This window comes from Nostoc favosum CHAB5714, assembly GCF_020829495.1.
GTDB classification, from domain to species: domain Bacteria; phylum Cyanobacteriota; class Cyanobacteriia; order Cyanobacteriales; family Nostocaceae; genus Nostoc; species Nostoc favosum.
In genome coordinates, this window is record NZ_JAIVFQ010000070.1 from 15,783 (window position 1) to 36,353 (window position 20,571).

The window sequence follows — 20,571 nt, forward strand, 5'->3', positions numbered from 1 at the left end:
CATGAAGGCAGTGAGCTTGGTGCGATCGCTCCCTATCTGCAAGTCCTAGCCCAGTTGAGGAAAATGAGAGGTAGACAGTAGAGAATTTTGTACAAAGTGCCAATATTCGTTTCAATCTCTAAAAAATATAGGCTAGAGGATAGAATACGTTGAAGTTGAGCGCGGTAGAGTTTTAAATCAGTGAGCCGATATGCCAAATCTGGAGCGTTTTTGTACTCGGCGTGTTTCAAAGCTAGCTCTAGCAAGAGCCGCTTTTTAAGTAATAGTGGTGACTGCACATCGTTGAATAGCGTTAACTCTAACGCTCCAACAGGAACTTTCCCCAAATCACTAAATTCATACTCAAGTGGTTTAATGTAAACATTTTTTCTCAACATTCCTGCTTTGAGTAAACCAGGAATAACTAAGTAGGAACTAATCGGGTAATTTTTGGCTCCGTACTCCTGCCAAAGCAGTTTTAACTGTGTCAAATCCTTGTTTGATAGCTGAATATTGAAATTGTCATAAAGTGGTAGAGTTGGAAATTCTCGGTTAGCTATGGGGCGGCAGGTTTGGTCATTATGAGCAAAATGATGCTCTTTTACCTTGCCTTTTTTAGCCGTTAGACCACCATTACAGTAAGGACACTTAAGTGAAGTTTTCCCTCTTGTGATATCTTCAATACATATCAAGATACCTTCTTTATTTACACCATATTTTAGCCACATCGCCACACCATTATTGAATAGTTAAAGTTGCTTTTACAAGTGTGCTTCAACTTTTCAAAAATGTATCTATCTTCTGAATTAGTGTAATGTTGATTTGAAGAATGTAAGTGCAATGGAATCAAGCGTAGGCATCGCTTGAGGACAAGTGTAGTTTGTATGAATGGATACCCGAAAATTTCTTAGAGGAAAAAAGGAAAGTGAAGGCGTTGGACATCGCCCTCCTAACCCGTTAACAGGTTTATCTCACTTCAGTTCTGGGGAATAATCAGCTAGTCGGCACGCTCCCCGTAATACCCTTGGAACCCAATCAACTAAACCTATTCTCAGATTTTCCCCTCACACCAGCACTTTTGACAGAGGCGCTGGTGATGAGTGCTGATGCCTTGCTGAAGTGGAAGTCTCAGATTTTGGACTATCAGCAGCTAGTGGGGGAAAGTCAGCCACCACAGCAGACGGCATTATTTGATCTAGCCCCGGCGTACTGTGACCCTGACCAGATTGATCCATTGCAGTAACGAGAGCGATCGCTCTCGTTTTGGAGGATGCCAGCTGATAGCCCCGGCGATGCGTGTCTGTACTTTATTGTTGACTCTGCGGCTGACCTGATTTTGTATGTGGGTGAGACGTGCAGAAGTAACAAGCGCTGGAAAGGGATTCACGCCTGCAAAGATTACATAGCAAGCTATCAGGATTTACATTATCGCTATGGAATGAAGACAGCAGTCAACATCACTTTTTGGTGGGATACGCCTGTTGACCGACGCGCACGGCAAGAATTGGAGTTGAGTCTAATTTTGAAGTGGCGATTCTCCCTGGATATTCTTTTTTAATCAATATCCGCAAAATCTCGCCATCACCTGACCAGGTGCTTAAAAATTTATTTCCCAGTAGCCTCTTTTAGCACACCAACAACGCTAATGGCAAAGTTGAATTAATTGCAGCGCAATCTCCCGCAAATATACAACCTCAGTTAACAAGTGCAGCACTTGTAAGGAATTAGTTGCTCTAAGAACTCTGCAACCCTTGTAAATCACGAGCGCAATCACGTCCACTTTTTGTCAGTAAACGTGCTGTCCAATAGTGCAAGAGCTTGAAAGTTGATATTGCTACCCTAATCTCTACCGACAGAAAGATTTATACAAACAACACCCTAGTTTAAGGTAAGTACAACCAACAGTAACGCAAGGAAAAAACAAATGAATCCACCTGCAACTGTTAGCACAAAACTCCAGAAAAGTGCGGCATTTATATTGCTTTCTCTAGCTTTAGTCGGTTTAGAAATTCCTTCTTCAACTGGACAGAGCTTGCCAAATAGCTCAACCAAATCGGCTCCGCTTGTTGATGGAACATATTTATACGGCGAAACTCCTAAACCTAATCAAATTGGGAAAGCCTACTTAGTAATGCAACATCAACAAGGAGATATTGTGGGAGCTTTGTACTATCCTAATTCTGAGTTTAGTTGCTTTACAGGAAAACAGGATAACAACACAGTTTCTGCTAAATCACTTAGTTACAATAAAGCAAAAACTGAAAATATGAAAATTAACTTATCCAATTTTCATCAAATCAAACTTATTAGCGCTAACGACCAACGCATCCTCTCAGTCTGCAAGCAAACAACAGTTGCCTCTTAGCAATTAACTAACGAGATTACTAATCAGATAGGCTTTATTGAATAACAAGACACGGATCACAACCTCAAAAGTCAGAGCAAAAGAGTAGGTGATTTAGACTACAACTCATTGCAGGCTGCGTTCAGCTTATAGTTTGATTAAGCTGGCTCAAACATCTTGTGGTAATGCAACAATACTTAATGTCCTATCCATAAATGCATTTAGGACACCAAGCCTAAAACAGATTCCATCGCTTCTCGAAGAGTGTCAAACAAAAAAGAGTTGTTTGTTCCCTTGTTCACCTCAATCTGGTAGAAAAGCGCAGAATGCACTGAAATTTACTCATTTAGGCAGCAATTTTTCGGTTCTTAACTCAAACACTGCTGTAAAAACAGTTTCTTTCGGGCTGCTAGAAAAAATCTTTCTTAGTATTGTAGAAATTGGTAGAATTGGCTATCTGATAATCCTTTTGAAGGGTTGAGAAGTCATGATGGCTCAAAAGAATAGCAATGGCAACATCCCTCATACTTTGTGATTTTTCCAGTCTCTCTCCCAAATAAATCTGCCAATAAATTTCCACATCACTTTCGAGAACTGGCTTCTCAATTGCTGTAACAACACCATTCTGCTTTGGATGAATCGAGGAAGCACTGTATTTCCACTCATTTCTATCCTTGAGAATGATATCAGGCGAATCACCAATCTGTAATTGGAGATGTAACTCGTTTAGACGTATCCCCTGATATTTGTAAAACATTCTTGATACGAGCGCTTCAGGGGGGCGTGCAGCTACTTCGATTAGGATTGCTTCTTCGCTAAGAGAAGGTAGCAATAAATCAATATTGAGTACACCATTCTTAGGGTAATCGTGTTCTAAACTTTCTAACACATCACTTGAAAATTGCCAGAGTTTCTGAAATTCTGGTTCTTCTTCTCTAAGAATAATATTGCCGATTTGATAACCGTAAATGAACTCATCATTCGGTCGATACTGCTTGCAAGCAGCAAAATAACAAGGCTGACCGTTTTTCATGACAACACTTGTATTGTATAACTGACCTCCAATCAATTCATTCAACTCAAATTCTTCATCTGAATCTACATTGCTTTCACACCAAGCTTTCAAATCATCAACAGTATAGATTCTTCTGGTTTTTTCACTTCCGATTCCGATAACTGGTTTGATAAAAATGTGATTACCTAGTTCTTCTAGAACAAACTTTAAGTATGAAACTGGCTCTTTAAGGTATTGGTTTTGAGCAAAAATCAGATACTTAGGCACCCGAATAAGGGAATTTTTGAGGGCAGATTTGAGGTAACTCTTATCAGTAAACTGCTGGATCATCGTTGGGCGATCACCCGGCAGATTTAGAGCTTCACGCAACTGTGCAGTTAACAGCACTGAATACTCATCGTTAGTAACAATCCGGCAGTTGTCATCTAATAGTTTATAGTCAGTCTTAATCTGTTGATAGGTTTGGAACAGATTTTGTAAATTATAAGGTTCTACAATCTGCACAAAATCCAAGTACTGATACTGGGAGGGTACAACCTCACTGAGTCCTCGCCTACTACAGAGTAAAACTAGATTTCTATTATCTGAGCAGATATGTCTAAAATCAGTTTTGCTCGGAAGCATATCATGTAGCACAAAGACAGTCTGCTTATTGCTATCTATCTTACTACTATGCAAAGCAACTGGATTTGCCGACTCGCAAAGCATTTGTTGTACTAACTGGACAATTTCTTGTGAACATCCCCATGACAACGTTACACCTGATCCTCCATGTCCATAATTATAAAATATGTGTGTGTTTAAAACTCTTTCCACACAAACATTTTCTGATGTTAATGGTCGTAAACCAGTTCTAACAGGCTCCTTCTCATCTAGCGGGAGTTCTTTTAATTCCGGTAGAAACTCTAAACAACCATCATACATCTGTCGAATAATTGGAACCTCAAGAGATAGGTCTGTACCCCATTGGTCTTGCTGTGTTAATCCTCCTAATACCACCAAATCATCCCCTCTAGGAACTATAAAAATGATGTCTTGCTCATTTAAAGAAGATTCTTCATGGGAAATGCAATGAGCATCTTTGACAACTTTCCCTAGATTCTTAACCCTGACAAGTGCGCCCCTCACGGGATACATGGAACTATCCCCTGTAGTTGCTATTGAACCTAACCCAGCACAATTAACAATTGCCCTTGCATTAAAACGGCTAAGTAGTTCCTGTTCGTTTTGAACTACATTGACAGTGATTTTCTCCTGGATAATCTCACATCCAATATCCTTTACATACTGAAGTAACCAATTCATATAAATATCGGTGTTTGTCATCGGAGCCATGTGTTTATAAGCATCTTTTATACCTCCTTTAAAATTCAAATCAATTGTTTTTTTAACAATATGTAAACCTCTTTCAAATCCGTCAACTTTATCCTTCAACTCATTCATTTTGCTCAGATCAGCAGGTCGATTTTCCAAAACATCCTTGAAATAGAAATACCCATCCCTCAAATAAATCCCTGTTTTTTCTGAACCAAACTCTGTGTGTATTTTTTTGAATTTATTATAGGTAGTCATACACCAGTCTTTAGAGCGTTCCAGCGACCTAGGAGATCCATGACGACCACAGACTGCTGGTGGCCATTCCCATAATGCACCTGCCACAATAGAGGTTAAATTTGGGGCAAAACGATCTGCAACAATCACAACATTAAAACCTGCCTCTCTCAGACATATAGCGGTTGTTAAACCGCTGACTCCTGCCCCAATTACTAAAATGTTCACATTATTCTCCGGCAATAAGTTACTCATTAAAGGTTATCTCGATTTTTGGCGGTAGAAAATTAATGCTTTATTTTCCACATTCATAATATTAATTCTGGCGCTTTTGGGCTAACGCAGCGTTAATAAATTCTTAGCATTTGGCATTTAATACAAGGATTATGTATCAATAGTTTTTAGCTAAAAGCTAAGTATAAGTAGTATTAACAATTGATCAGATAAGTGGCTATCGTTGAGTACTAGTTCAATGACGAATGAGCTTATTAGTACAATATTTCATAAAAGCGATGTCTACTGTTTGGAGGCTGCGGCTACACCGAAATTTCTTCCCAATACTAGGGGATGTGCAACTATATCCTGTATTATTTTTAGATACTTTCAGAAAATTTCAACTAATGTTGGCAAATAAAAAGAGAAGAAAATACCTATTTATTCTACTCACCATCAGTGTTAGCTTTTGTTTACTGATTCTGTATGCTTTTATCATTGAGCCGAATCGTTTCGTCATTACACGTCACCAGCTAAATCAACAAACCGCTTCTAACAAGAATAGTTTCAAGATTGTCCAAATCAGCGACCTCCATCTCAAGCAATTTAATAATCGCGCACAACATATCGCTGAACAAGTTAATAAACTTAACCCAAATATTGTACTATTTACCGGAGATTCGATTGATCAAGTCGAACAGCTTGATGGATTTGATCGCTTTTTGTCGCTTCTTGATAAACAAACAGCTAAGTATGCAATTATGGGTAATTGGGAATACTGGGCAGGTGTCGATTTAAAACGACATTTTTCATGTAATTTCTGCGACTTCGCGCCAGATTTCCCCCTAAGAGTCCACTCATCACTCCAATAGCCCACATCAGAAACGCTTTCGTCCATAAGAGAGAGAATCGATTAAGGAGGCGATGGATCAAGTTTCGCTTTTAGAGCGATTGCTACTTTAACGAGGATGCGCCTACGCTTAAATCTTTGTCAAAAAACAAGCCTTAATGAGATTACTTTCAATTCTATTGAGAATAAACCATTTTTATTGACATGATGCAGTCGCTCTGGGTGAAACGCCTTTTGCCAACCAGTTAAAATATTTACAATAATGTTACGGTTTTTTATGATGCTTATCTACGCTACTACTCGCCCATTATCATCCGGTTAAAACTTTGCAGCAGGTTCAATGGTTTGGGTGATGTTTACGCCCCGCTTTGAGAGCGATGTCTACGACGGGCTGCGCCTACGCTACTTCTCCATCCCCAGATTTGCCTTCTCAGCACCCTATTACCAGCAACTATATCCTGTGTCCCGCCAAGGAAGAAGCTCAAAGTCGCGGATACTCTCTATGATGCGGTACTACTTGTGATTGCTTTGCGGTTACTTCTAAACTTTGTAATGACAACTTTAAGATTATTCGTTTTTTGCGTAAAACACGAAACTTGAGGTGAAGAGTATTATATAACGGTATTTACTATGGATAAACTGGAGACAAAAGTAAAAGTCTCCTATATAATTTATTTCTATAAAAAACTGCTCTGGCTTTGGTCTAGGGCAGTTTTTTATTGCACGGTAGAAGCCAGATTCTGAACCCTAGCCAATGGTGAATCATCTACCTGTTGTCAGCAATTTGTCTATGTTATTTTTTTAACCTTGCTGCTCTGCTTATTTCAACATAGGTTTTAAGTGTTCTGCTTCGCTGAACTAATTGCATCCAATAAAAACAAACCCACATCTTTATGCAATGGTTCATTATGCTGTGGACAAGCCGTTGAATGTAGGCATCTTGGACAACCAGCTTCACAATCACATTCGGCTGCTAAAGCGTAAGATGCAGCAGCAAATTTTGTTAAGTCGGAGAAAATAGCTTCTGCTGCCCCATTCCCACCTTCACAGGTGTCAAAAAAGTAACCAATGTTCCTGCTTTCTTTTTGTATGGCCAATTCATCTACATCCAAACTGGAGGATAAAACTACCATCGGTACAGCTTTAACTATCTGGTGCTGGATACTATGCAGTGCCGTCATTTCAGCACTACTACTCCACAAGGATTGATAAAGTTCTGGAATCTCACCTCCATTGTTGGTCATAATTTCTTGTTTGTATTTATTGACAGTTATTTGCAGCGCTTTCTGTAACGGCTCATTTAACTCTACTAGTACGCAAGGCGCTTGGTATTTTGTGACGTATGCCTCTGAAAATGCTATTTCTTTTTGAAGTTTTGTCACTTCTGCTGCATTCAGTGTTTGCTTACACAATGAACAGCTTTTTCCCTCAAGTGGTTTTTTATAATTAGCGCAACGTTGATTTTTACAAGTCATTCCGTAGGTACGCTTCATCAATCTATAACCAATAACAGAATTCGTAATTTCTCCCCAGACAAGAGTTAAACTAACCCGTGCATCTTTAATATTAGTAGGAATAATTTTAGATTCGGCCAAGGTAGAAAGTGGTTGAATATCTAATTCCGACTCCGCTTCAGTAAATAAATCTGTATCTTTTCCTAGAAATGTTAGTACTGCTTCTCCTTTGTCTGAATTTAGGCTTTCGCTACGGTATGCTATTAATTGCCCACTTTCATCTTGCACCATATATATTGCTTCAGGAAATACTTCTCGATGGGCTAACGGCAGCGACATACTTTCTAGAATTTCGCCCGTATGTTTATTAATTAGAGAAATTGACCTTTGAGTGCTGCTTCTGATATTAATTTCTTTATGAGGATAACCTCTTCCCCAAAGTTGACCATTGCCACTTAAGAAAATTTTGTTTTGTTGTAAAAGAGAATCTGCAACTGCATCGGCTGTTTTTCCAAAACGAGTATTGAGTTCTCCTAAAGTTAAACTACTTTCAATGCAACCACATTCTAGATGTTTACCTAGAATGGTTGGATAGTCAGGGTTAAATGCAGCAGATTCAACTTCTCCTGATAGTAACTGTTGGTTATGTCGAGCGTAGTATACATCAATCGGGTTTTGTCCTAATGGCAGATAAATCACTAGTCCGTGCTGTTTGCGTCCGGCTCTCCCAACTCGTTGCCAAAATGACATCAGACTACCTGGAAACCCCCGAATTAGACAGCAGTCTAGTTCAGGTAAATCGATTCCTGCTTCTAGGGAAGAAGTTGAAATAATTACCTTGATTTGTCCACCTTGGAGTTTTTGAATAATCTCGCTACGGCGATCGCCCGTTAAGGAACTGTAGAAAACTGCTACCTTGGAAGTTAAATAACCTAATCCAATGCGTTGTGTTTCTCTTTATCTTGAGGATTTCCGATCGTGGCACTAGAACAAATAAATTGCAGTCTTTGGGAATTACCACCAACCGCATCAACTGCTAATCTTAGTCGCCGCATAAGATTAGCAAAGTGTGCGCTGGCAAGCTGTGAGACTTCAACGGGTGAATGTTTACAAATTCGGTTAGCGCATCATTTGTCGGATGGCTCTTGGTTGGCGTTGCTCATTTGTCAAAACGGTGAACCCTTTGCTTGTGGATTGCGCTCAGGAATGCAGATCCAGTTAAATAACCAACTGTCTGCAACGGTGGGCGATCGCGATCCTCGCATACAGCGTCTGTGGAATTTGCGTTTTTCTCAATCCGGGTCTGAACTGATCCAATCGCTGTACCGCATCGGGCAACCTATTCGCTATGAGTATGTCTGTGCACCTTGGGCATTAGATGCTTATCAAACCGTCTACGCCCGTGAACCCGGTTCAGCAGAAATGCCTTCGGCAGGACGCGCCTTTACCTGGCAATTGCTCTTTAAACTCAAGCGAATGGGTATTGACATGACTCAAATTGTCCTGCATACCGGATTATCGTCTTACCTGGATGACGACCTTGATGCCCAGCATCCTGCGTCTGAGGAGGAATATCTCATATCAGAGGTAGCGGCCACTAAAATCAACCAAACTCGTCGAGCAGGTAGACGAATTATTGCGGTGGGAACTACAGTCGTGCGGGCATTAGAATCAGTCGTGGATGAGCGGGGAATTGTCACGGCAGGACACGGCTACACCCGCTTGCATATTACAGCAACTCATAAATTAAAGGCAGTCGATGGATTGCTAACTGGGCTGCATGAACCGCAAGCCAGCCACCTCGATCTGTTGACTGCTTTTTTACCTGCATCAGTAATTCATGATGCTTATGAGAATGCTGTGAAGATGAAGTATTTATGGCATGAGTTTGGCGATCTAAACTTAATTATCTAGTTTGATTCGCAGCCGGAGTTTTTCAAGAGTTAGCGCTTACTTAATCGTCGGTGCGGAATGTGGGATAAAATAGCCCTCACCAAGCAATTCGGAGTTTGCAATTCACAATTGTGAATAAAACATAATTGGATAATTGATATTTGGGATACAAGCCCCTCAATTTCTTGGTGAGAAAATCAAAACACATACCAATATTCAAGCCCACAACTTCAGTTGTGGGGTAATAATTGCGAATTGCGAATTGCGAGTTGGTAATTGCGAATTGGAGATGACTCTTAAAATTTTGATGTCAAGCGATTGCTTGTCCCTTGTTACACCTACATCCGTCTGTTGTGTGCGGTGGATTTCACTCTCTGCGATCGCCTGCATCAAATAAACTGCGGTTAAGATTGTGGTTTACTCTACTACGAGGCAATATTCTTTATAGAGAAAATGCCCCAAACTTTGGTGCCGCTTCCGATGGAGATGGCGATCGCAACATGATATTAGGGTGCAAGTTTTTTGTCACCCCCAGCGATAGCCTAGCCATTTTAGCTGCCAATGCCAATTCGCTGAGTCTCTGATTAACTCAGCCCTGCTGGGTCGTTTCGCATAGCTTAGTCTAAACTCCAGTATGTAAAAAATAGTGCAACAAAATAAAACAGTAGCAATCAATTTAAAGCTCGCTGTATACTTCTGTTACCATCTAAAAACTTAACCGGATGCGTCAAAACCGATCTAAAGATAAATTACTCGAAACGGTCAGCCTTCTAGACGAGTTACCAGATCGGGCAGTTTTTTCGAGTAAATCGAAGGGTTGGAATGGTATTGTGACTGAATATTATCATCATCCCGCCAATGAATTAGTTTCGCCACCGCTGTCTCAACACCTGATTACCTTAAACTGTGGTTCACCCTACCACCTTGTGCAACAGCTTGATGGCCAAGTTTATCAAGGGCAAGTTTTAACAGGAGAGATGATCCTGACACCTGCAAACTATACAACCCAATGGTGTTGGGATAGCCAAGTAGATGTTTTACACCTATGCTTGGAACCAAAATTTATTGATAAGGTTGCACTAGAAGCAGTCGAAGTAGATGCTAATCGTGTGGAAATTCTTAATTGTTTTGCTGGGGCTGACCTCCAGATTCAACATCTAGGTAATTTGCTGCTTGTCGAATTACAATCGGAAAAACTGGGTAATCGTCTCTACACCCAATCATTAACCAATGCTTTAGCCGTTCATTTAATCAGAAAGTACAGCAGCATTCAGAAAACCGTCAGGCAGTACTCTGGTGGTTTACCCAAGTCTAAATTACAATGGGCAATCACCTACATTCAAGAAAATTTAAACCAAGACTTAAGTTTGGATGAAATTGCGGCAGAGGTAAATCTAAGTTCATATCATTTTGCTCGTTTATTTAAACAATCAACAGGTTTAGCACCCCATCAGTATCAAATTCGTTGCCGGGTTGAACGTGCTAAGGAGTTGTTGCAACAGGGTCAAATGGCGATCGCGGATGTTGCTACTCATGTTGGTTTCTACGATCAAAGTCACCTCAGCCGTCATTTCAAGCGGATGTTCGGCGTTTCACCGAAAGTCATTCAGCAAAATAGCAATAACATCCTCTGGATTAGCAAAAGCGTCCAAGACTCCACCGCGTAAGTCCTTTTAAAGTTGGAGTAGATAACAAACAGCGTCATTATTTACTCTAACTAGATTTTCAAGGCAGGGATGGTCATGGCTAGTTTTGATACCTATAAAGACAAATACGAAAATCTCCGCATGGAGCGCACCGACTCTGGTATTTTGACAGTCACGATGCACACTAATGGCGGCTCCCACATCCATACGGGGAAAGCACATCGAGAGTTTCCAGATGCGTTTGGTGAAATTGCCCGTGATCGCCAAAATGAAGTTGTGATTTTAACGGGTGCTGGCGACCAATGGATTAGCCACATTGACTTTTCCACCGTGGATGACATTACTACACCATCTGGCTGGTATGCCATTATGACAGAAGCGCGCCAACTTCTGTACAATTTTCTTGACATTAATGTTCCTGTGATCTCAACCGTCAACGGGCCGGCTCACATTCATGGTGAGTATGCGTTAATTGCAGATATTATCTTGGCGGCTGAGGAGGCATACTTTCAAGATAACCAGCACCTATCGGTTGGGGGCGGAGTTGTACCCGCCGACGGGGTGCAGATTCTCTATCCAGCCGCAATGGGTGATATTCGAGGGCACTATTTTCTGTTAACAATGCAGAAACTATCAGCAGCAGAAGCATTGCAAATTGGTATGGTCAATGAGGTTCATCCTCGTGAAAAACTCTTAGCTAGAGCCAATGAGTTGGCACAGCAACTTCTTCGTCTCGATCCATATACACGCCGCTACACCCGACTGATGTTTACCCGAAAGCTCAAGCCAAAAGTGATTGAGGAACTTTCCTTTGACATGGGTTTAGAGGGGCTTTCGGTGATCTCCGCCGTGAAACCTAAAAATTCATAACCAGTAGAGCATAGGCAGCATTTATCAAATCACTGACAAGAGAAATACCATGATTCATAATCAACAGCAAAGCAAAGGTATTGAGAGCTTACAGCTTGTTAACGTTGCAGTATCGGTGATGAATTTGGATGAGGCAATCGCTTGGTATAGTGATAAATTGGATTTCAAGCTGAAATATCGAACACCAGCGATTGAAGGAATTGAGTTAGCTCTGATGGAGAAAAACGAACTCTACATCGACCTAATTCACTATCCTCAACCGATTAATCTAGAAATTGAGCGTAAACAGCCGCCGTTTCACCTACAAATTACAGGCTTACGCAACCTGGTATTTTTTGTAGACGACATTGCAACTGCAAATACCGAACTCAAAGAAAAAGGCGTGGATTTGATGTGGGAGAGCAATTTTCTGCCTCACTTGGGAACCAAAGTGACAGCTTTTCGGGATCTGGACGGTAGTTAACTGGTTGCACATTTAATTCTGCACGCAATAGTACCACAGGCTTTTCCCAGAAATGTTCCCATTTTTGAGCAATCAAGGGTTTAGCGTTGTTGCCCATGTTCCATCCTTGTGAGATCGCCATCAGCAGAGGAGAGAGAAACTGCGGTCGCCACAGACTTACAGAAATTAGCGCGTTGGCAATCAACAAGCTTGCTAAGGGTAGTTGAAGTTGTGCCAAATAAAAAGCTTGTAAGCCAATTTCTCCAATTTCACTTGTATCAAATCCGGTTATGATGTGCCAAATATCATGGGTCTGCCGCCAGCGATTTTCTATGTAACTGCTATCAGAATTGCTCTTTATTTCTGGCTCTAGCGTTTTAAAGCTTGACTGTTTCATGTGGCTAGCATAGGTGTAGCCCAAGGAATCTGGAGGATATTGTAGTAAAGCTTCTAAATCATGTGTAGGAGCAATATAGCGTTCTGCCAAGATATCTGCTACTTCTGGAATTGTTTTCATACTTGCAACCGCTAGTTGAAAAGCACGACTATCGAGTAGACTATTGCTCAATTCCCAAACAGGTTTTAGATTACCCTTTTCATCTAACAAAAGCATGACGAAAGCTTTTATCCCTTTGAGTGTCTGAACAATGGATGGCATGATATGACCTGTTAAATATGAAATTTACCACAAACATGAACAATGTTCATTTTTAATATATGAACATTGTTCATGTTTGTCAATGATAATCTTGAAGGATGACAAAAGAACTTCACAAAGCCTCAACCATGCGACGCCAACCCAAGCAGGCACGTAGCCAAGAACGAGTTCATCACATTTTGGATGTGGCAGAGCAGCTTTTTATCGAATTTGGTTACGAGCAAACCACTACAAGAGCTATCGCCACACGTGCAGCCATTCCAGTTGGCTCGTTATACCAATTTTTTCCAGACAAAGAGGCACTTGTCCGGGCGCTTGCCAATCGCTACTTTGAACAGGAATATCAAATTTTTGTACAACTTCATACAGAGCTGGCAAAGGCTGATATTGTTACTTACGTTGAGCGCATGGTAAATGCGTTTGAAGATTTTGCACAGCAGCATCCTGGTTATCGAGCAGTATTAGGACAGTTAATCGACTTGATGACAGTTACTGATGCCAGTAAGTTTAACGAATATGACCAACAGATATTAGTTGAACTGGCTGATTTCTTTGCACGACGAAATCCTCTACTTGATGTCACTCAATCTCAACTGATTGCGACAACCGTAGTCAAAGTCTCTAATGAACTGCTGTGGCTTTCATTCACGCGTGAGCCACTTGAGCGCAAACAACTGGTTCAGGAAACCAAAACCTTAATTACTGCCTATTTGCAAACATATCAAATTTAACTATCTTGAACATCTCCAATACTTGCTCCCGCCTTTGTGATAGACGCTTTTACCTCTATGAAACCCAAAAGTTCTTCTTCAAACGCAGTCAAATACGGGCGTTTCAATTCCCCCAAGTATTTTAGGACTGCCTAGAATGGTGTTTCTAGGTTGCCACTGTACCGCAACCTACTGATGCGATAGCCGAAGGCTTAAGCGAGAGCTTATCACCCAAATACTTCAGCACAGCACTTGGGGCATCTTCCAAGTTCTCGCTTTCCCGTAGCCTACTGATGCGATCGCAAATCACCTGCATCTGCTGACACTCCGCAGGCAGGTAATTGTAAGATTTAAGGTGCTGCAAACCAACGGTGTACTCCCCATCCCAGGTTTTGACAGTGCAACTAAAATCATTTACTCTTGCGACTATCCCCCAGCAGCCACCCTTACCTCTGAGTTCTGGATTCTCTTTTGCAAGGATTTGGCAGACTTCGCCAATCTGGTAGGTATTGGGTACTTTCGTCCTTTCCATGATGCGCTGCACAACATCTTTGACGATTCTACCAGTGGGCACTTTCCCGCCAGCAAGTTCTACCGCCTGTTGCCATACTTCTTGCTGTTCCTGGGGTTCAAGCTTTGTCATGGGTCGAACTTGCCCCTCTGCTGTCGGCAATTTGTGATCAAATTGATCACAAATTTCAACCAAGTTATCAAAAACAACAGCCGCATCCATTAAAAGATAGGACTGGCGACGACTATGGCCAAAGCGATCGCGGCAATATTCCTCAAACGTCTTGTGGGTCGAGCGGTACAATCTGCGATCGCCTACGGCGGGGCGAAGCCCATCGCGCAATTCTGCCAAAGCCTTACCCGCCTCGAAAAACGTCCGTTCCACCTTTCGCTCCAAATGCAGGCGGCAAGCGTAGCCATGCCGTCAGGCTTATCGCTCTGCTCCTGCTCGGTTAATTCTGGAACTTCAACAGCAGGAACGTCAATGATTGCTGAAGCTGGGTCTTCTGAAGGGGTAATGTCTGAGTTGGGAGATTCTGGATTGTGTGATGCGGCAGAGGTGGCTTTTTTGCGGTTACGGGGTGGGGCAGCAAGTCAACATCTTAATTCTTTTGGGCAATATGAAAAGGCTCTAAACGGTCGGGTGCAAGCGGATTGTTTGGCTACGATGGGAGCAAATAGCGGTGAAGTATTTATACAGAATCTGACCGAAGTTACTAACCTCTCTTCATTGCGATCAGTAAAGCAACGGCTCGAATTGTAACTGCCTTCTCAATTACTCATTGGGAGTTCTCGTCTTTTGAATCATCTGTTGGATTGTTTCGGTTTCGCCAATTTCATAAAGACTGATCAAACCATCCTCAATAGTAAAAATTTGCTCAATTGTTGCATCCGCAAGCAAATTGCCTTGCAAATCTCTGACGATTTGATGAACGGTAACGACATTTCGATTGTTTTCATCCGTCTCGAATTTTAAGGTTTCAAGCTGCACTTGAATAACCTTATATTGATTAGTCCAGTATTCGCGCACCGCGTCGCGTCCATAAACGAAACCGCCTTCGACCCCGTTGGCCCATTTCACGTCCGGGTGCATCACCGAGATGATTGTTTCAATCTCGCCTTTGTTGAAGGCTTCGTATAAATTTTGCAGAAACTGCTGATTTGAACTCATAATTGTTCACCATCCAATACGAATGTCATTAAAACAAGAAAACAGCCCAACTATTTACTATACGGAAAATAAACAGAAAGTGCATCGAGATTGATGTTTTTGCTGAATCTCGCAACTTAGCTCGGTTTTAACAGTAGTGCTGCCTATCGGCAAGCCCTTCTTTCTGATGGGGTTCAGACTCGACGGGAACCCTTACGGATTCGGCAGTTCCTCTACTTGGAAAAACCCCTTTCTGCGGACTGCTTCACCGCCAAGACTCTGACCTCTTCACCGCTTTGCTCCCGACACTCTGCTCTTGTTCAGTCAGTTCAGGTACTTCAACAGGAGTTACCGTGACAGCCTCAGAATCATGATTTCATCATCCCCAGCAATTGCAATATCTCCTTAACAGCCGCTTTCTCTCGCTCCATCTGCTGAACACGATTCAGTAACCGCTTGGGAATGTACTTTGACGACTTGACCAAGCGATCGCCCTCACTCCAAAATTCGTAGTGATAGTATGCCTGTTGGTAATCTCTGCCGTTCTTAGTAATGGTTCGCCAATGAATACTACCGCTATCTTCCCTCTTGTACCGTCGTATTTTACTAGGGTTTACTGCAATGCTCAACAGCGATAATATCGATACAATTGCGTGATTGACAGTTTCAGCTTAACAATAGCGATTATAATTACCTGCCGCGTCAATTACTCAATTCGGGTGAGCGCATAGACATTTTTACTAGGAAACAATATGGCAGACCTCAACGGTAATTGGTTAGGAACTTATTGGCAAGATGACATCCCTAGTCGCTTTGAAGCAACCTTTGTTCAGAGTGGAAATACTTTCAGTGGTTCCATTTTGGATGACAACTATTTAGGAGAAGCTCAGGTCAATGGCGAGGTAATTGGGCGCACTGTCAGTTTTACTAAACGTTATTTAATTACCTCACCTGTACCAGTTAGATATACAGGCATAGTTTCAGAAAATGAAGATTATATGCAAGGAAAGTGGAATATAGGTTTGCAGTATTCTGGTGTATGGTCAGCCCGACGCGGTGGAGAAAACCTGATTGTAGATTTACAAACTCGGCTTGAACAGCAAACTTCATTGACGATGACTTAATCGCTCACATAAATCCCTGCCTTACCCCCAGCTTTCTTTATGTGTAATTTCCGACTCTAAAAGACTCAGCACTTTTTCTTCCAATGCCGTCAAATAAGCCCGATTCAGCTTTCCTAACGACTCTAAAAACTTCTGCACCGACTCCTCCAGCTCACTCGAATACACCCGATTGATGCGATCGCTAATCTCCCGAACCTGCTGACATTCGGCAGGCAGGTAATTGTAAGATTTGAGGTGCTGCAAACCAACGGCGTACTCGCCATCCCAGGTTTTGACAGTACAACTGAATTCGCCCACATGGTTAACGATACCCCAGCAGCCACCTTTGCCTCTTAATTCGGGATTGTCTTTAACAAGGATTTGGCAGACTTCGCCAATTTGGTAGGTGTTTGGTACTTTTGTACGTTCCATGATGCGCTGCACAACGTCTTTCACAATCCTACCAGTCGGCACTTTCCCGCCAGCAAGTTCTACTGCTCTTAGCCACGCTTGCTGCTGTTCCTGGGGTTCAAGCTTTGTCATGGGTCGAACTTGCCCCTCTGCTGTCGGCAAAATGTCCACAATTTGTGGACATTTTTGCAAGTTGTCCACAACAACTGCCGCATCAACTAGCTGGTAAGAACGGGAACGATTGTAGCCAAACCTGTCTAACCCGGATTTCTCACCGATGCTCAAAGCCTGTGCTTGTGAAGGGGAGCAGGGGAGCAGAGGAGAGTTATTGTATAAGTTCTTTCCCCTCTGCCCCTCTGCCCCTCTGCTCCTCTGCCCCTTCCCTCAAGCTTGTGAGAAATGCGGGTCTAAACAGTACTCATCAAAGGTTTTGTGCGTGGAGCGGTACAATCTGCGATCGCGTAATTCTATTAAAGCATTGCCTGCTTCAAAAAACGCCCGCTCCACCTTCCGTTCCAAATGCAGGCGATCGCTCTGCTCCTGCTCGGTTAGTTCCGGTACTTCAACAGCAGGAACGTCCAGAATTACTACATCCTGATTATTCTGGGAAGAGATATCTTGCTGTGTTTTGCTAACTGGTGGTTCTGAGCCAGCAGAGACAGTGGAAGTAGGTTTGTTGCGTTTAGAGAATGGCTTTTGCATGGCTTCGCTTCCTACTTCTCACTATTTTCAGATTTACATCAAGGTCAACCCCTAGCACTGATTTAATTTACGAAGCGTTTTCTAAGTTAGGGATAGATAGCTTTTTATCGACAATTTGAAACCAATGTGTCTGCTGTATAGAGTATTTATGCTTAATTATGAGTGCCAAATGGTTCAAGTCTCATTAGCTATGGGAAGCATCAAATTTCCTTTTGCTTTCCTTTGCAGCCTCAATAACTTCTTCAAGAGTGCATTGGTAAACTTCCAAAAATTTGGGTATGTCTTCAATTGGCAGCCTGGGAGTGTGCCGCCCAATATCCCAGTTACGGACAGTTGACTCAGCAATTCCTAACCTTGATGCCACATCTACTGTTCTTAACCCTGCTTTTTCTCTTAACCCCTTCATATCCATAACAAATAGTAATACCAATAGAATATCAGCTAGTTAACTCAGTTGACAAGCGCAGTTAACTAGCGGATAATAGATATATAAGAGAAGCGCCCCTGACTGCGAATCTGAAGCGCTTCTTTTGCCCTAAATTTAAAGAGCCTTCCAATTATGACTCACGCCATTTACACAGCACAACAGCTGCAACTGAAATCGATTGCCAGACTCAAGCAAATCTACAGCGAAATCGCTTGTACAGTCGAAGTAAGCGACAAACGCTCTCTAGATTCTTGGATTAGTGCGATCGCTGATTATCAAGCCAGCAAGGTTCAGAAACTCGCCCCTGCTGCCCCCGACAACCAAGCTCTCGCCCAAGCCGAACTCGACCACTTCATCACAACGCAAGCCCAAGCCGTAGCTCCCGAACCCCTCAGAATTGTCGAAATCTCTTTTGACCATCACGAATATTACGCTGATGACAAACTGATAGCCAGCATCAGCCATGACGATAACCATTTAACGCAACGCTGGGTAGTCATGGTCAACGAGAAAGAAGTATTTCGTGCCAACACTGTAATGCATTGTCATCGCTTCATCTGCACTCACTACAAAGACGGCACACTGCCAGTAAAAGCAGAGGTGCAGGGGAGCAGGGGTGCAGAGGGGAAAAACCTACAACAGCTTTCTCCTGTGCCCCTTTGCTCCTCTGCCCCCATGCCTTCCTCTTCTACTGAAAACCAAATCATGGCGCATATCTTCAACGAGTGCCAGAATTATGGGTTTGAAGTTCTCGATGATGGCATTTACAACAACAACGGCGTGAAACTGGGGCAAGTCGGATGCACTGACGGTAACTGGTGGGTGAAGAGGCGTTGTTCAGGTCAGCAGCAGTATTCTAACTCCGTGTTTGATGCTGTGCGCTCATTGTCGATGGTGGATACACTACCCCATGCAGAAGCGGTTGACTGCGAAGAATTGCTAGACCGACCATTTGAGATGCTGACAACCCTTGATTGGGAACTGTTACGGGAGTATGCGCCAGTTGCAGAAAGCCGGGAGTTAGTAACGGCGTAATTCTTGCACAGACAAGAGCGATCGCTACCTGTAGAGCGATCGCTCATCAACTACTCGCTTATTCAACTTTTTCCCCATTAAATCAATGCAACCTACAATATCAATCCCCCAACACTGGGGCTACCCCCGCTTTGCTTTGGAACAGCGTACTAAAGACGGCATCATTGTGGGGTTTTATTACTACCCAAATCGTACAGAACTGGCTGAACAATTCGGTGGTGGTTGGCGCTATGCGCTGATGCCTCATAAAAACTCTGACGAACTGTTCCACTTTCAAGAGTCTCAAATCCAACCCCTTTCCCCAGAAGAATTACTTTTAGAAATCACCGCAGAGATTGACTTTTATCAAAGTCAAATAACAATTCTGCAACAACAGTTATTAGCCATCACTGGAGGTAGCACCAATGGCTAATTCTACAGACAATTTCGAGGGTAGAGCCAAGCATTTGCTGCGTTTACTTCAGCTTTGTGGCGGTTGTGTTCCATTGCATCGGCTTCAGTTCCAATTTTCCGATTCAGTTATTCAAACACTGCTGGATAAAGAACTAGTGCAAGTACAAAACACAGGACGCGGCTTTTTGTTGGAGATTGCTGAGGATTTTTAAGTTATTAATCCTAGAGGGAAAATCATGAAAATTTACGCTAAGACGATTCCACAAACTTTACCCGATTGGGCAACCATCATCACGCATAGCGCAGATTTAATTGAGATTGAAATCAACGATGAACACCCAAATTTTCAATCTTTACTTGAAGAGTTGCAAACGGAGATTGAGCCAGGAACATTCGGTGTGAAAGCGGAAGATTTATGTTCACGTCTCGGCATTGAAATGTCTAACCCAAATCTGCACTACTTAGTTGAACAAGCCCAAACCCTGATATTTGAAATTGCTACACACCCAGACTACAAACAACTACTGGAGTTGGGATATAGCCCTGATTTAAACATTGCTGATGCTCAAACTGCGCTCACCTATTTGGAATGGGAGTTAGAGCGCAATCGAGAACCTTCTGTTTAGTAAAGAAGCGATTGCTTGAATATCAGCTTTTCTTCAAGCAATCGTAAAGCACTGAAAGTTCCGTTACAAACCACTAATTATCACACACCCCAACAAAATATGGTTACTGAAATCAAACTAGGTTTATGCAACCCTCCAGAACCGATTTATCTCTATGTCAAAAACGCTGAGTTAGGTGGAGAATCTTACTTGTGGTATCACTACGATATTGACAGCGAGAAAACCATCCCTGTTACCCAAAGAGCATTAACTGGGTACTTGTCAGAACTGCGATTAACCACTAAAGAATTCAAAGGAAAGGACAACCTTAAACTTGATATTGTCGTGAGCGCTGATGAACTTTATGTTATCAGAACTGGCGTTGAAACCAATTTCGCCAAAAGCTTTCTTCTGGCTGCATCATTAATCCAAGACTTTTCTAAACCCTTGATTATCGTTGCTAATGGTGGTGACGAAAACACGGTTTTCGTGCGATTCGTTGGCTAGAAATCAAGCCCAAAAGGTTTTGAAGGATTAGCCGCAAGGTTCTGAACCTTGACAACTGAATGACCATGAGGGTGACTAACTTAGAAATCATAGAGTACAAGAA

26 protein-coding genes and 3 pseudogenes are annotated in these 20,571 nt (G+C 42.3%); 18 read left to right on the forward strand and 11 right to left on the reverse strand.

Annotated features, from left to right (window positions below):
* Window positions 1-32 precede the first annotated feature (32 nt).
* Entirely contained in the window at window positions 33-707 is a 675-nt protein-coding gene (locus LC586_RS29240) for a competence protein CoiA family protein (RefSeq protein ID WP_229488726.1), read from the reverse strand.
* A 296-nt stretch (window positions 708-1,003) separates the two neighbouring features.
* On the opposite strand from LC586_RS29240, the gene LC586_RS41235 reads away from it, so the two are divergent.
* The 3 genes from LC586_RS41235 to LC586_RS29250 all read left to right on the forward strand — a co-directional run bounded on the left by LC586_RS41235 (window position 1,004) and on the right by LC586_RS29250 (window position 2,344).
* Complete coding sequence (locus LC586_RS41235; RefSeq protein ID WP_306423297.1) at window positions 1,004-1,222, forward strand: hypothetical protein; 219 nt, start codon at window positions 1,004-1,006, stop codon at window positions 1,220-1,222.
* Between the two features lie 27 nt (window positions 1,223-1,249).
* The gene (locus LC586_RS41240; RefSeq protein WP_306423298.1) at window positions 1,250-1,537 is read left to right on the forward strand and encodes a hypothetical protein; all 288 of its coding nucleotides are present in this window, start codon (window positions 1,250-1,252) and stop codon (window positions 1,535-1,537) included.
* A gap of 366 nt (window positions 1,538-1,903) precedes the next feature.
* Window positions 1,904-2,344: a hypothetical protein gene (locus LC586_RS29250; protein WP_229458330.1), complete on the forward strand. Its 441-nt coding sequence runs from the start codon at window positions 1,904-1,906 to the stop codon at window positions 2,342-2,344.
* A gap of 388 nt (window positions 2,345-2,732) precedes the next feature.
* On the opposite strand, the gene LC586_RS29255 is transcribed toward LC586_RS29250, so the two are convergent.
* Window positions 2,733-5,144 carry an FAD-dependent oxidoreductase gene (locus tag LC586_RS29255; protein ID WP_229488727.1) on the reverse strand — a complete coding sequence of 804 codons (2,412 nt, stop codon included), beginning with the start codon at window positions 5,142-5,144 and terminating at the stop codon, window positions 2,733-2,735.
* Between the two features lie 257 nt (window positions 5,145-5,401).
* Here LC586_RS29255 and LC586_RS29260 point away from each other — a divergent pair, with 257 nt between their 5' ends.
* Together LC586_RS29260 and LC586_RS40875 are read left to right on the forward strand one after the other, a co-directional pair.
* Entirely contained in the window at window positions 5,402-5,974 is a 573-nt protein-coding gene (locus LC586_RS29260; RefSeq protein WP_229488728.1) for a metallophosphoesterase, read from the forward strand.
* 355 nt (window positions 5,975-6,329) lie between these two features.
* A complete protein-coding gene (locus tag LC586_RS40875; protein WP_267921743.1) occupies window positions 6,330-6,458 on the forward strand; it encodes a hypothetical protein in 129 nt (42 codons plus the stop codon).
* Between the two features lie 330 nt (window positions 6,459-6,788).
* Here the strand turns inward: LC586_RS40875 and LC586_RS29265 are convergent, their stop codons facing one another.
* Both LC586_RS29265 and LC586_RS41395 read right to left on the reverse strand, forming a co-directional pair.
* Window positions 6,789-8,156, reverse strand: coding sequence for a Zn-binding domain-containing protein (locus LC586_RS29265; RefSeq protein ID WP_229488729.1), 1,368 nt, complete (start codon window positions 8,154-8,156; stop codon window positions 6,789-6,791).
* 21 nt (window positions 8,157-8,177) lie between these two features.
* Window positions 8,178-8,348 (reverse strand): annotated as a pseudogene (locus LC586_RS41395) (helicase-related protein); the annotation flags it as partial.
* 36 nt (window positions 8,349-8,384) lie between these two features.
* On the opposite strand from LC586_RS41395, the gene LC586_RS29275 reads away from it, so the two are divergent.
* The 5 genes from LC586_RS29275 (at window position 8,385) to LC586_RS29295 (ending at window position 12,278) form a co-directional block, all read left to right on the forward strand.
* Complete coding sequence (locus tag LC586_RS29275; RefSeq protein ID WP_229488731.1) at window positions 8,385-9,320, forward strand: S-adenosylmethionine:tRNA ribosyltransferase-isomerase; 936 nt, start codon at window positions 8,385-8,387, stop codon at window positions 9,318-9,320.
* A gap of 308 nt (window positions 9,321-9,628) precedes the next feature.
* Window positions 9,629-9,883, forward strand: coding sequence for a hypothetical protein (locus LC586_RS29280; RefSeq protein ID WP_229488752.1), 255 nt, complete (start codon window positions 9,629-9,631; stop codon window positions 9,881-9,883).
* Window positions 9,884-10,021: 138 nt separating this feature from the next.
* Complete coding sequence (locus tag LC586_RS29285) at window positions 10,022-10,966, forward strand: helix-turn-helix domain-containing protein (RefSeq protein ID WP_229488733.1); 945 nt, start codon at window positions 10,022-10,024, stop codon at window positions 10,964-10,966.
* Window positions 10,967-11,041: 75 nt separating this feature from the next.
* Window positions 11,042-11,815, forward strand: coding sequence for an enoyl-CoA hydratase/isomerase family protein (locus tag LC586_RS29290; RefSeq protein ID WP_229488735.1), 774 nt, complete (start codon window positions 11,042-11,044; stop codon window positions 11,813-11,815).
* A gap of 49 nt (window positions 11,816-11,864) precedes the next feature.
* On the forward strand, window positions 11,865-12,278 hold the full coding sequence (locus tag LC586_RS29295; RefSeq protein ID WP_229488737.1) for a VOC family protein: 414 nt from the start codon (window positions 11,865-11,867) through the stop codon (window positions 12,276-12,278).
* Here LC586_RS29295 and LC586_RS29300 read toward each other — a convergent pair.
* On the reverse strand, window positions 12,184-12,915 hold the full coding sequence (locus LC586_RS29300; RefSeq protein WP_229488739.1) for a Coq4 family protein: 732 nt from the start codon (window positions 12,913-12,915) through the stop codon (window positions 12,184-12,186). The genes LC586_RS29295 and LC586_RS29300 overlap by 95 nt on opposite strands.
* 98 nt (window positions 12,916-13,013) lie before the next feature.
* On the opposite strand from LC586_RS29300, the gene LC586_RS29305 reads away from it, so the two are divergent.
* The gene (locus tag LC586_RS29305) at window positions 13,014-13,646 is read left to right on the forward strand and encodes a TetR/AcrR family transcriptional regulator (RefSeq protein WP_229488741.1); all 633 of its coding nucleotides are present in this window, start codon (window positions 13,014-13,016) and stop codon (window positions 13,644-13,646) included.
* Between the two features lie 145 nt (window positions 13,647-13,791).
* On the opposite strand, the gene LC586_RS29310 is transcribed toward LC586_RS29305, so the two are convergent.
* Window positions 13,792-14,520 (reverse strand): hypothetical protein, encoded by a 729-nt coding sequence (locus LC586_RS29310; RefSeq protein WP_229488742.1) that lies wholly within the window; start codon window positions 14,518-14,520, stop codon window positions 13,792-13,794.
* Window positions 14,521-14,619: 99 nt separating this feature from the next.
* Between LC586_RS29310 and LC586_RS29315 the strand changes: the two genes are divergently transcribed.
* On the forward strand, window positions 14,620-14,898 hold the full coding sequence (locus LC586_RS29315) for a hypothetical protein (protein WP_229488743.1): 279 nt from the start codon (window positions 14,620-14,622) through the stop codon (window positions 14,896-14,898).
* Window positions 14,899-14,910: 12 nt separating this feature from the next.
* Here the strand turns inward: LC586_RS29315 and LC586_RS29320 are convergent, their stop codons facing one another.
* Both LC586_RS29320 and LC586_RS29325 read right to left on the reverse strand, forming a co-directional pair.
* The gene (locus LC586_RS29320) at window positions 14,911-15,306 is read right to left on the reverse strand and encodes a nuclear transport factor 2 family protein (RefSeq protein ID WP_229488744.1); all 396 of its coding nucleotides are present in this window, start codon (window positions 15,304-15,306) and stop codon (window positions 14,911-14,913) included.
* A gap of 347 nt (window positions 15,307-15,653) precedes the next feature.
* Entirely contained in the window at window positions 15,654-15,914 is a 261-nt protein-coding gene (locus tag LC586_RS29325) for a hypothetical protein (RefSeq protein ID WP_229488745.1), read from the reverse strand.
* A gap of 123 nt (window positions 15,915-16,037) precedes the next feature.
* Here LC586_RS29325 and LC586_RS29330 point away from each other — a divergent pair, with 123 nt between their 5' ends.
* The gene (locus LC586_RS29330) at window positions 16,038-16,409 is read left to right on the forward strand and encodes a hypothetical protein (protein ID WP_229488746.1); all 372 of its coding nucleotides are present in this window, start codon (window positions 16,038-16,040) and stop codon (window positions 16,407-16,409) included.
* A 21-nt stretch (window positions 16,410-16,430) separates the two neighbouring features.
* Here the strand turns inward: LC586_RS29330 and LC586_RS42795 are convergent, their stop codons facing one another.
* The 3 genes and pseudogenes from LC586_RS42795 to LC586_RS29340 all read right to left on the reverse strand — a co-directional run bounded on the left by LC586_RS42795 (window position 16,431) and on the right by LC586_RS29340 (window position 17,913).
* Window positions 16,431-17,084, reverse strand: a complete 654-nt coding sequence (locus LC586_RS42795) for a hypothetical protein (protein ID WP_438822941.1) — start codon at window positions 17,082-17,084, stop codon at window positions 16,431-16,433.
* 126 nt (window positions 17,085-17,210) lie between these two features.
* Window positions 17,211-17,501: pseudogene (locus tag LC586_RS42800) on the reverse strand (hypothetical protein); the annotation flags it as partial.
* A 184-nt stretch (window positions 17,502-17,685) separates the two neighbouring features.
* Complete coding sequence (locus LC586_RS29340; RefSeq protein WP_163938515.1) at window positions 17,686-17,913, reverse strand: helix-turn-helix domain-containing protein; 228 nt, start codon at window positions 17,911-17,913, stop codon at window positions 17,686-17,688.
* A gap of 147 nt (window positions 17,914-18,060) precedes the next feature.
* Between LC586_RS29340 and LC586_RS29345 the strand changes: the two genes are divergently transcribed.
* The 5 genes and pseudogenes from LC586_RS29345 to LC586_RS29365 all read left to right on the forward strand — a co-directional run.
* Entirely contained in the window at window positions 18,061-18,963 is a 903-nt protein-coding gene (locus tag LC586_RS29345; RefSeq protein WP_229488747.1) for a hypothetical protein, read from the forward strand.
* A gap of 85 nt (window positions 18,964-19,048) precedes the next feature.
* Window positions 19,049-19,375: a hypothetical protein gene (locus tag LC586_RS29350; RefSeq protein WP_229488748.1), complete on the forward strand. Its 327-nt coding sequence runs from the start codon at window positions 19,049-19,051 to the stop codon at window positions 19,373-19,375.
* On the forward strand, window positions 19,368-19,568 hold the full coding sequence (locus tag LC586_RS29355; protein ID WP_229488749.1) for a hypothetical protein: 201 nt from the start codon (window positions 19,368-19,370) through the stop codon (window positions 19,566-19,568). Before LC586_RS29350 ends, LC586_RS29355 begins: the two co-directional genes overlap by 8 nt.
* A gap of 24 nt (window positions 19,569-19,592) precedes the next feature.
* Window positions 19,593-19,982 carry a hypothetical protein gene (locus LC586_RS29360; RefSeq protein WP_229488750.1) on the forward strand — a complete coding sequence of 130 codons (390 nt, stop codon included), beginning with the start codon at window positions 19,593-19,595 and terminating at the stop codon, window positions 19,980-19,982.
* A gap of 99 nt (window positions 19,983-20,081) precedes the next feature.
* Window positions 20,082-20,456, forward strand: a pseudogene (locus LC586_RS29365) (hypothetical protein); the annotation flags it as partial.
* Between the last annotated feature and the right edge of the window lie 115 nt (window positions 20,457-20,571).

Bases quoted from the DNA above. Each gene is read 5' to 3' on its own strand.
- LC586_RS40875 (WP_267921743.1), top strand. From the start codon at position 6,330: ATGTCTACGACGGGCTGCGCCTACGCTACTTCTCCATCCCCAGATTTG.
- LC586_RS29250 (WP_229458330.1), top strand. From the start codon at position 1,904: ATGAATCCACCTGCAACTGTTAGCACAAAACTCCAGAAAAGTGCGGCA.
- LC586_RS29295 (WP_229488737.1), top strand. From the start codon at position 11,865: ATGATTCATAATCAACAGCAAAGCAAAGGTATTGAGAGCTTACAGCTT.
- LC586_RS29340 (WP_163938515.1), bottom strand. From the start codon at position 17,913: ATGGATATGAAGGGGTTAAGAGAAAAAGCAGGGTTAAGAACAGTAGAT.
- LC586_RS29320 (WP_229488744.1), bottom strand. From the start codon at position 15,306: ATGAGTTCAAATCAGCAGTTTCTGCAAAATTTATACGAAGCCTTCAAC.
- LC586_RS29350 (WP_229488748.1), top strand. From the start codon at position 19,049: ATGCAACCTACAATATCAATCCCCCAACACTGGGGCTACCCCCGCTTT.
- LC586_RS29300 (WP_229488739.1), bottom strand. From the start codon at position 12,915: ATGCCATCCATTGTTCAGACACTCAAAGGGATAAAAGCTTTCGTCATG.
- LC586_RS29305 (WP_229488741.1), top strand. From the start codon at position 13,014: ATGACAAAAGAACTTCACAAAGCCTCAACCATGCGACGCCAACCCAAG.
- LC586_RS29315 (WP_229488743.1), top strand. From the start codon at position 14,620: ATGATTGCTGAAGCTGGGTCTTCTGAAGGGGTAATGTCTGAGTTGGGA.
- LC586_RS41240 (WP_306423298.1), top strand. From the start codon at position 1,250: ATGCCAGCTGATAGCCCCGGCGATGCGTGTCTGTACTTTATTGTTGAC.
- LC586_RS29355 (WP_229488749.1), top strand. From the start codon at position 19,368: ATGGCTAATTCTACAGACAATTTCGAGGGTAGAGCCAAGCATTTGCTG.
- LC586_RS29260 (WP_229488728.1), top strand. From the start codon at position 5,402: ATGTCTACTGTTTGGAGGCTGCGGCTACACCGAAATTTCTTCCCAATA.
- LC586_RS29290 (WP_229488735.1), top strand. From the start codon at position 11,042: ATGGCTAGTTTTGATACCTATAAAGACAAATACGAAAATCTCCGCATG.
- LC586_RS29265 (WP_229488729.1), bottom strand. From the start codon at position 8,156: ATGTCATTTTGGCAACGAGTTGGGAGAGCCGGACGCAAACAGCACGGA.
- LC586_RS29330 (WP_229488746.1), top strand. From the start codon at position 16,038: ATGGCAGACCTCAACGGTAATTGGTTAGGAACTTATTGGCAAGATGAC.
- LC586_RS29285 (WP_229488733.1), top strand. From the start codon at position 10,022: ATGCGTCAAAACCGATCTAAAGATAAATTACTCGAAACGGTCAGCCTT.
- LC586_RS29240 (WP_229488726.1), bottom strand. From the start codon at position 707: ATGTGGCTAAAATATGGTGTAAATAAAGAAGGTATCTTGATATGTATT.
- LC586_RS29345 (WP_229488747.1), top strand. From the start codon at position 18,061: ATGACTCACGCCATTTACACAGCACAACAGCTGCAACTGAAATCGATT.
- LC586_RS29360 (WP_229488750.1), top strand. From the start codon at position 19,593: ATGAAAATTTACGCTAAGACGATTCCACAAACTTTACCCGATTGGGCA.
- LC586_RS29255 (WP_229488727.1), bottom strand. From the start codon at position 5,144: ATGAGTAACTTATTGCCGGAGAATAATGTGAACATTTTAGTAATTGGG.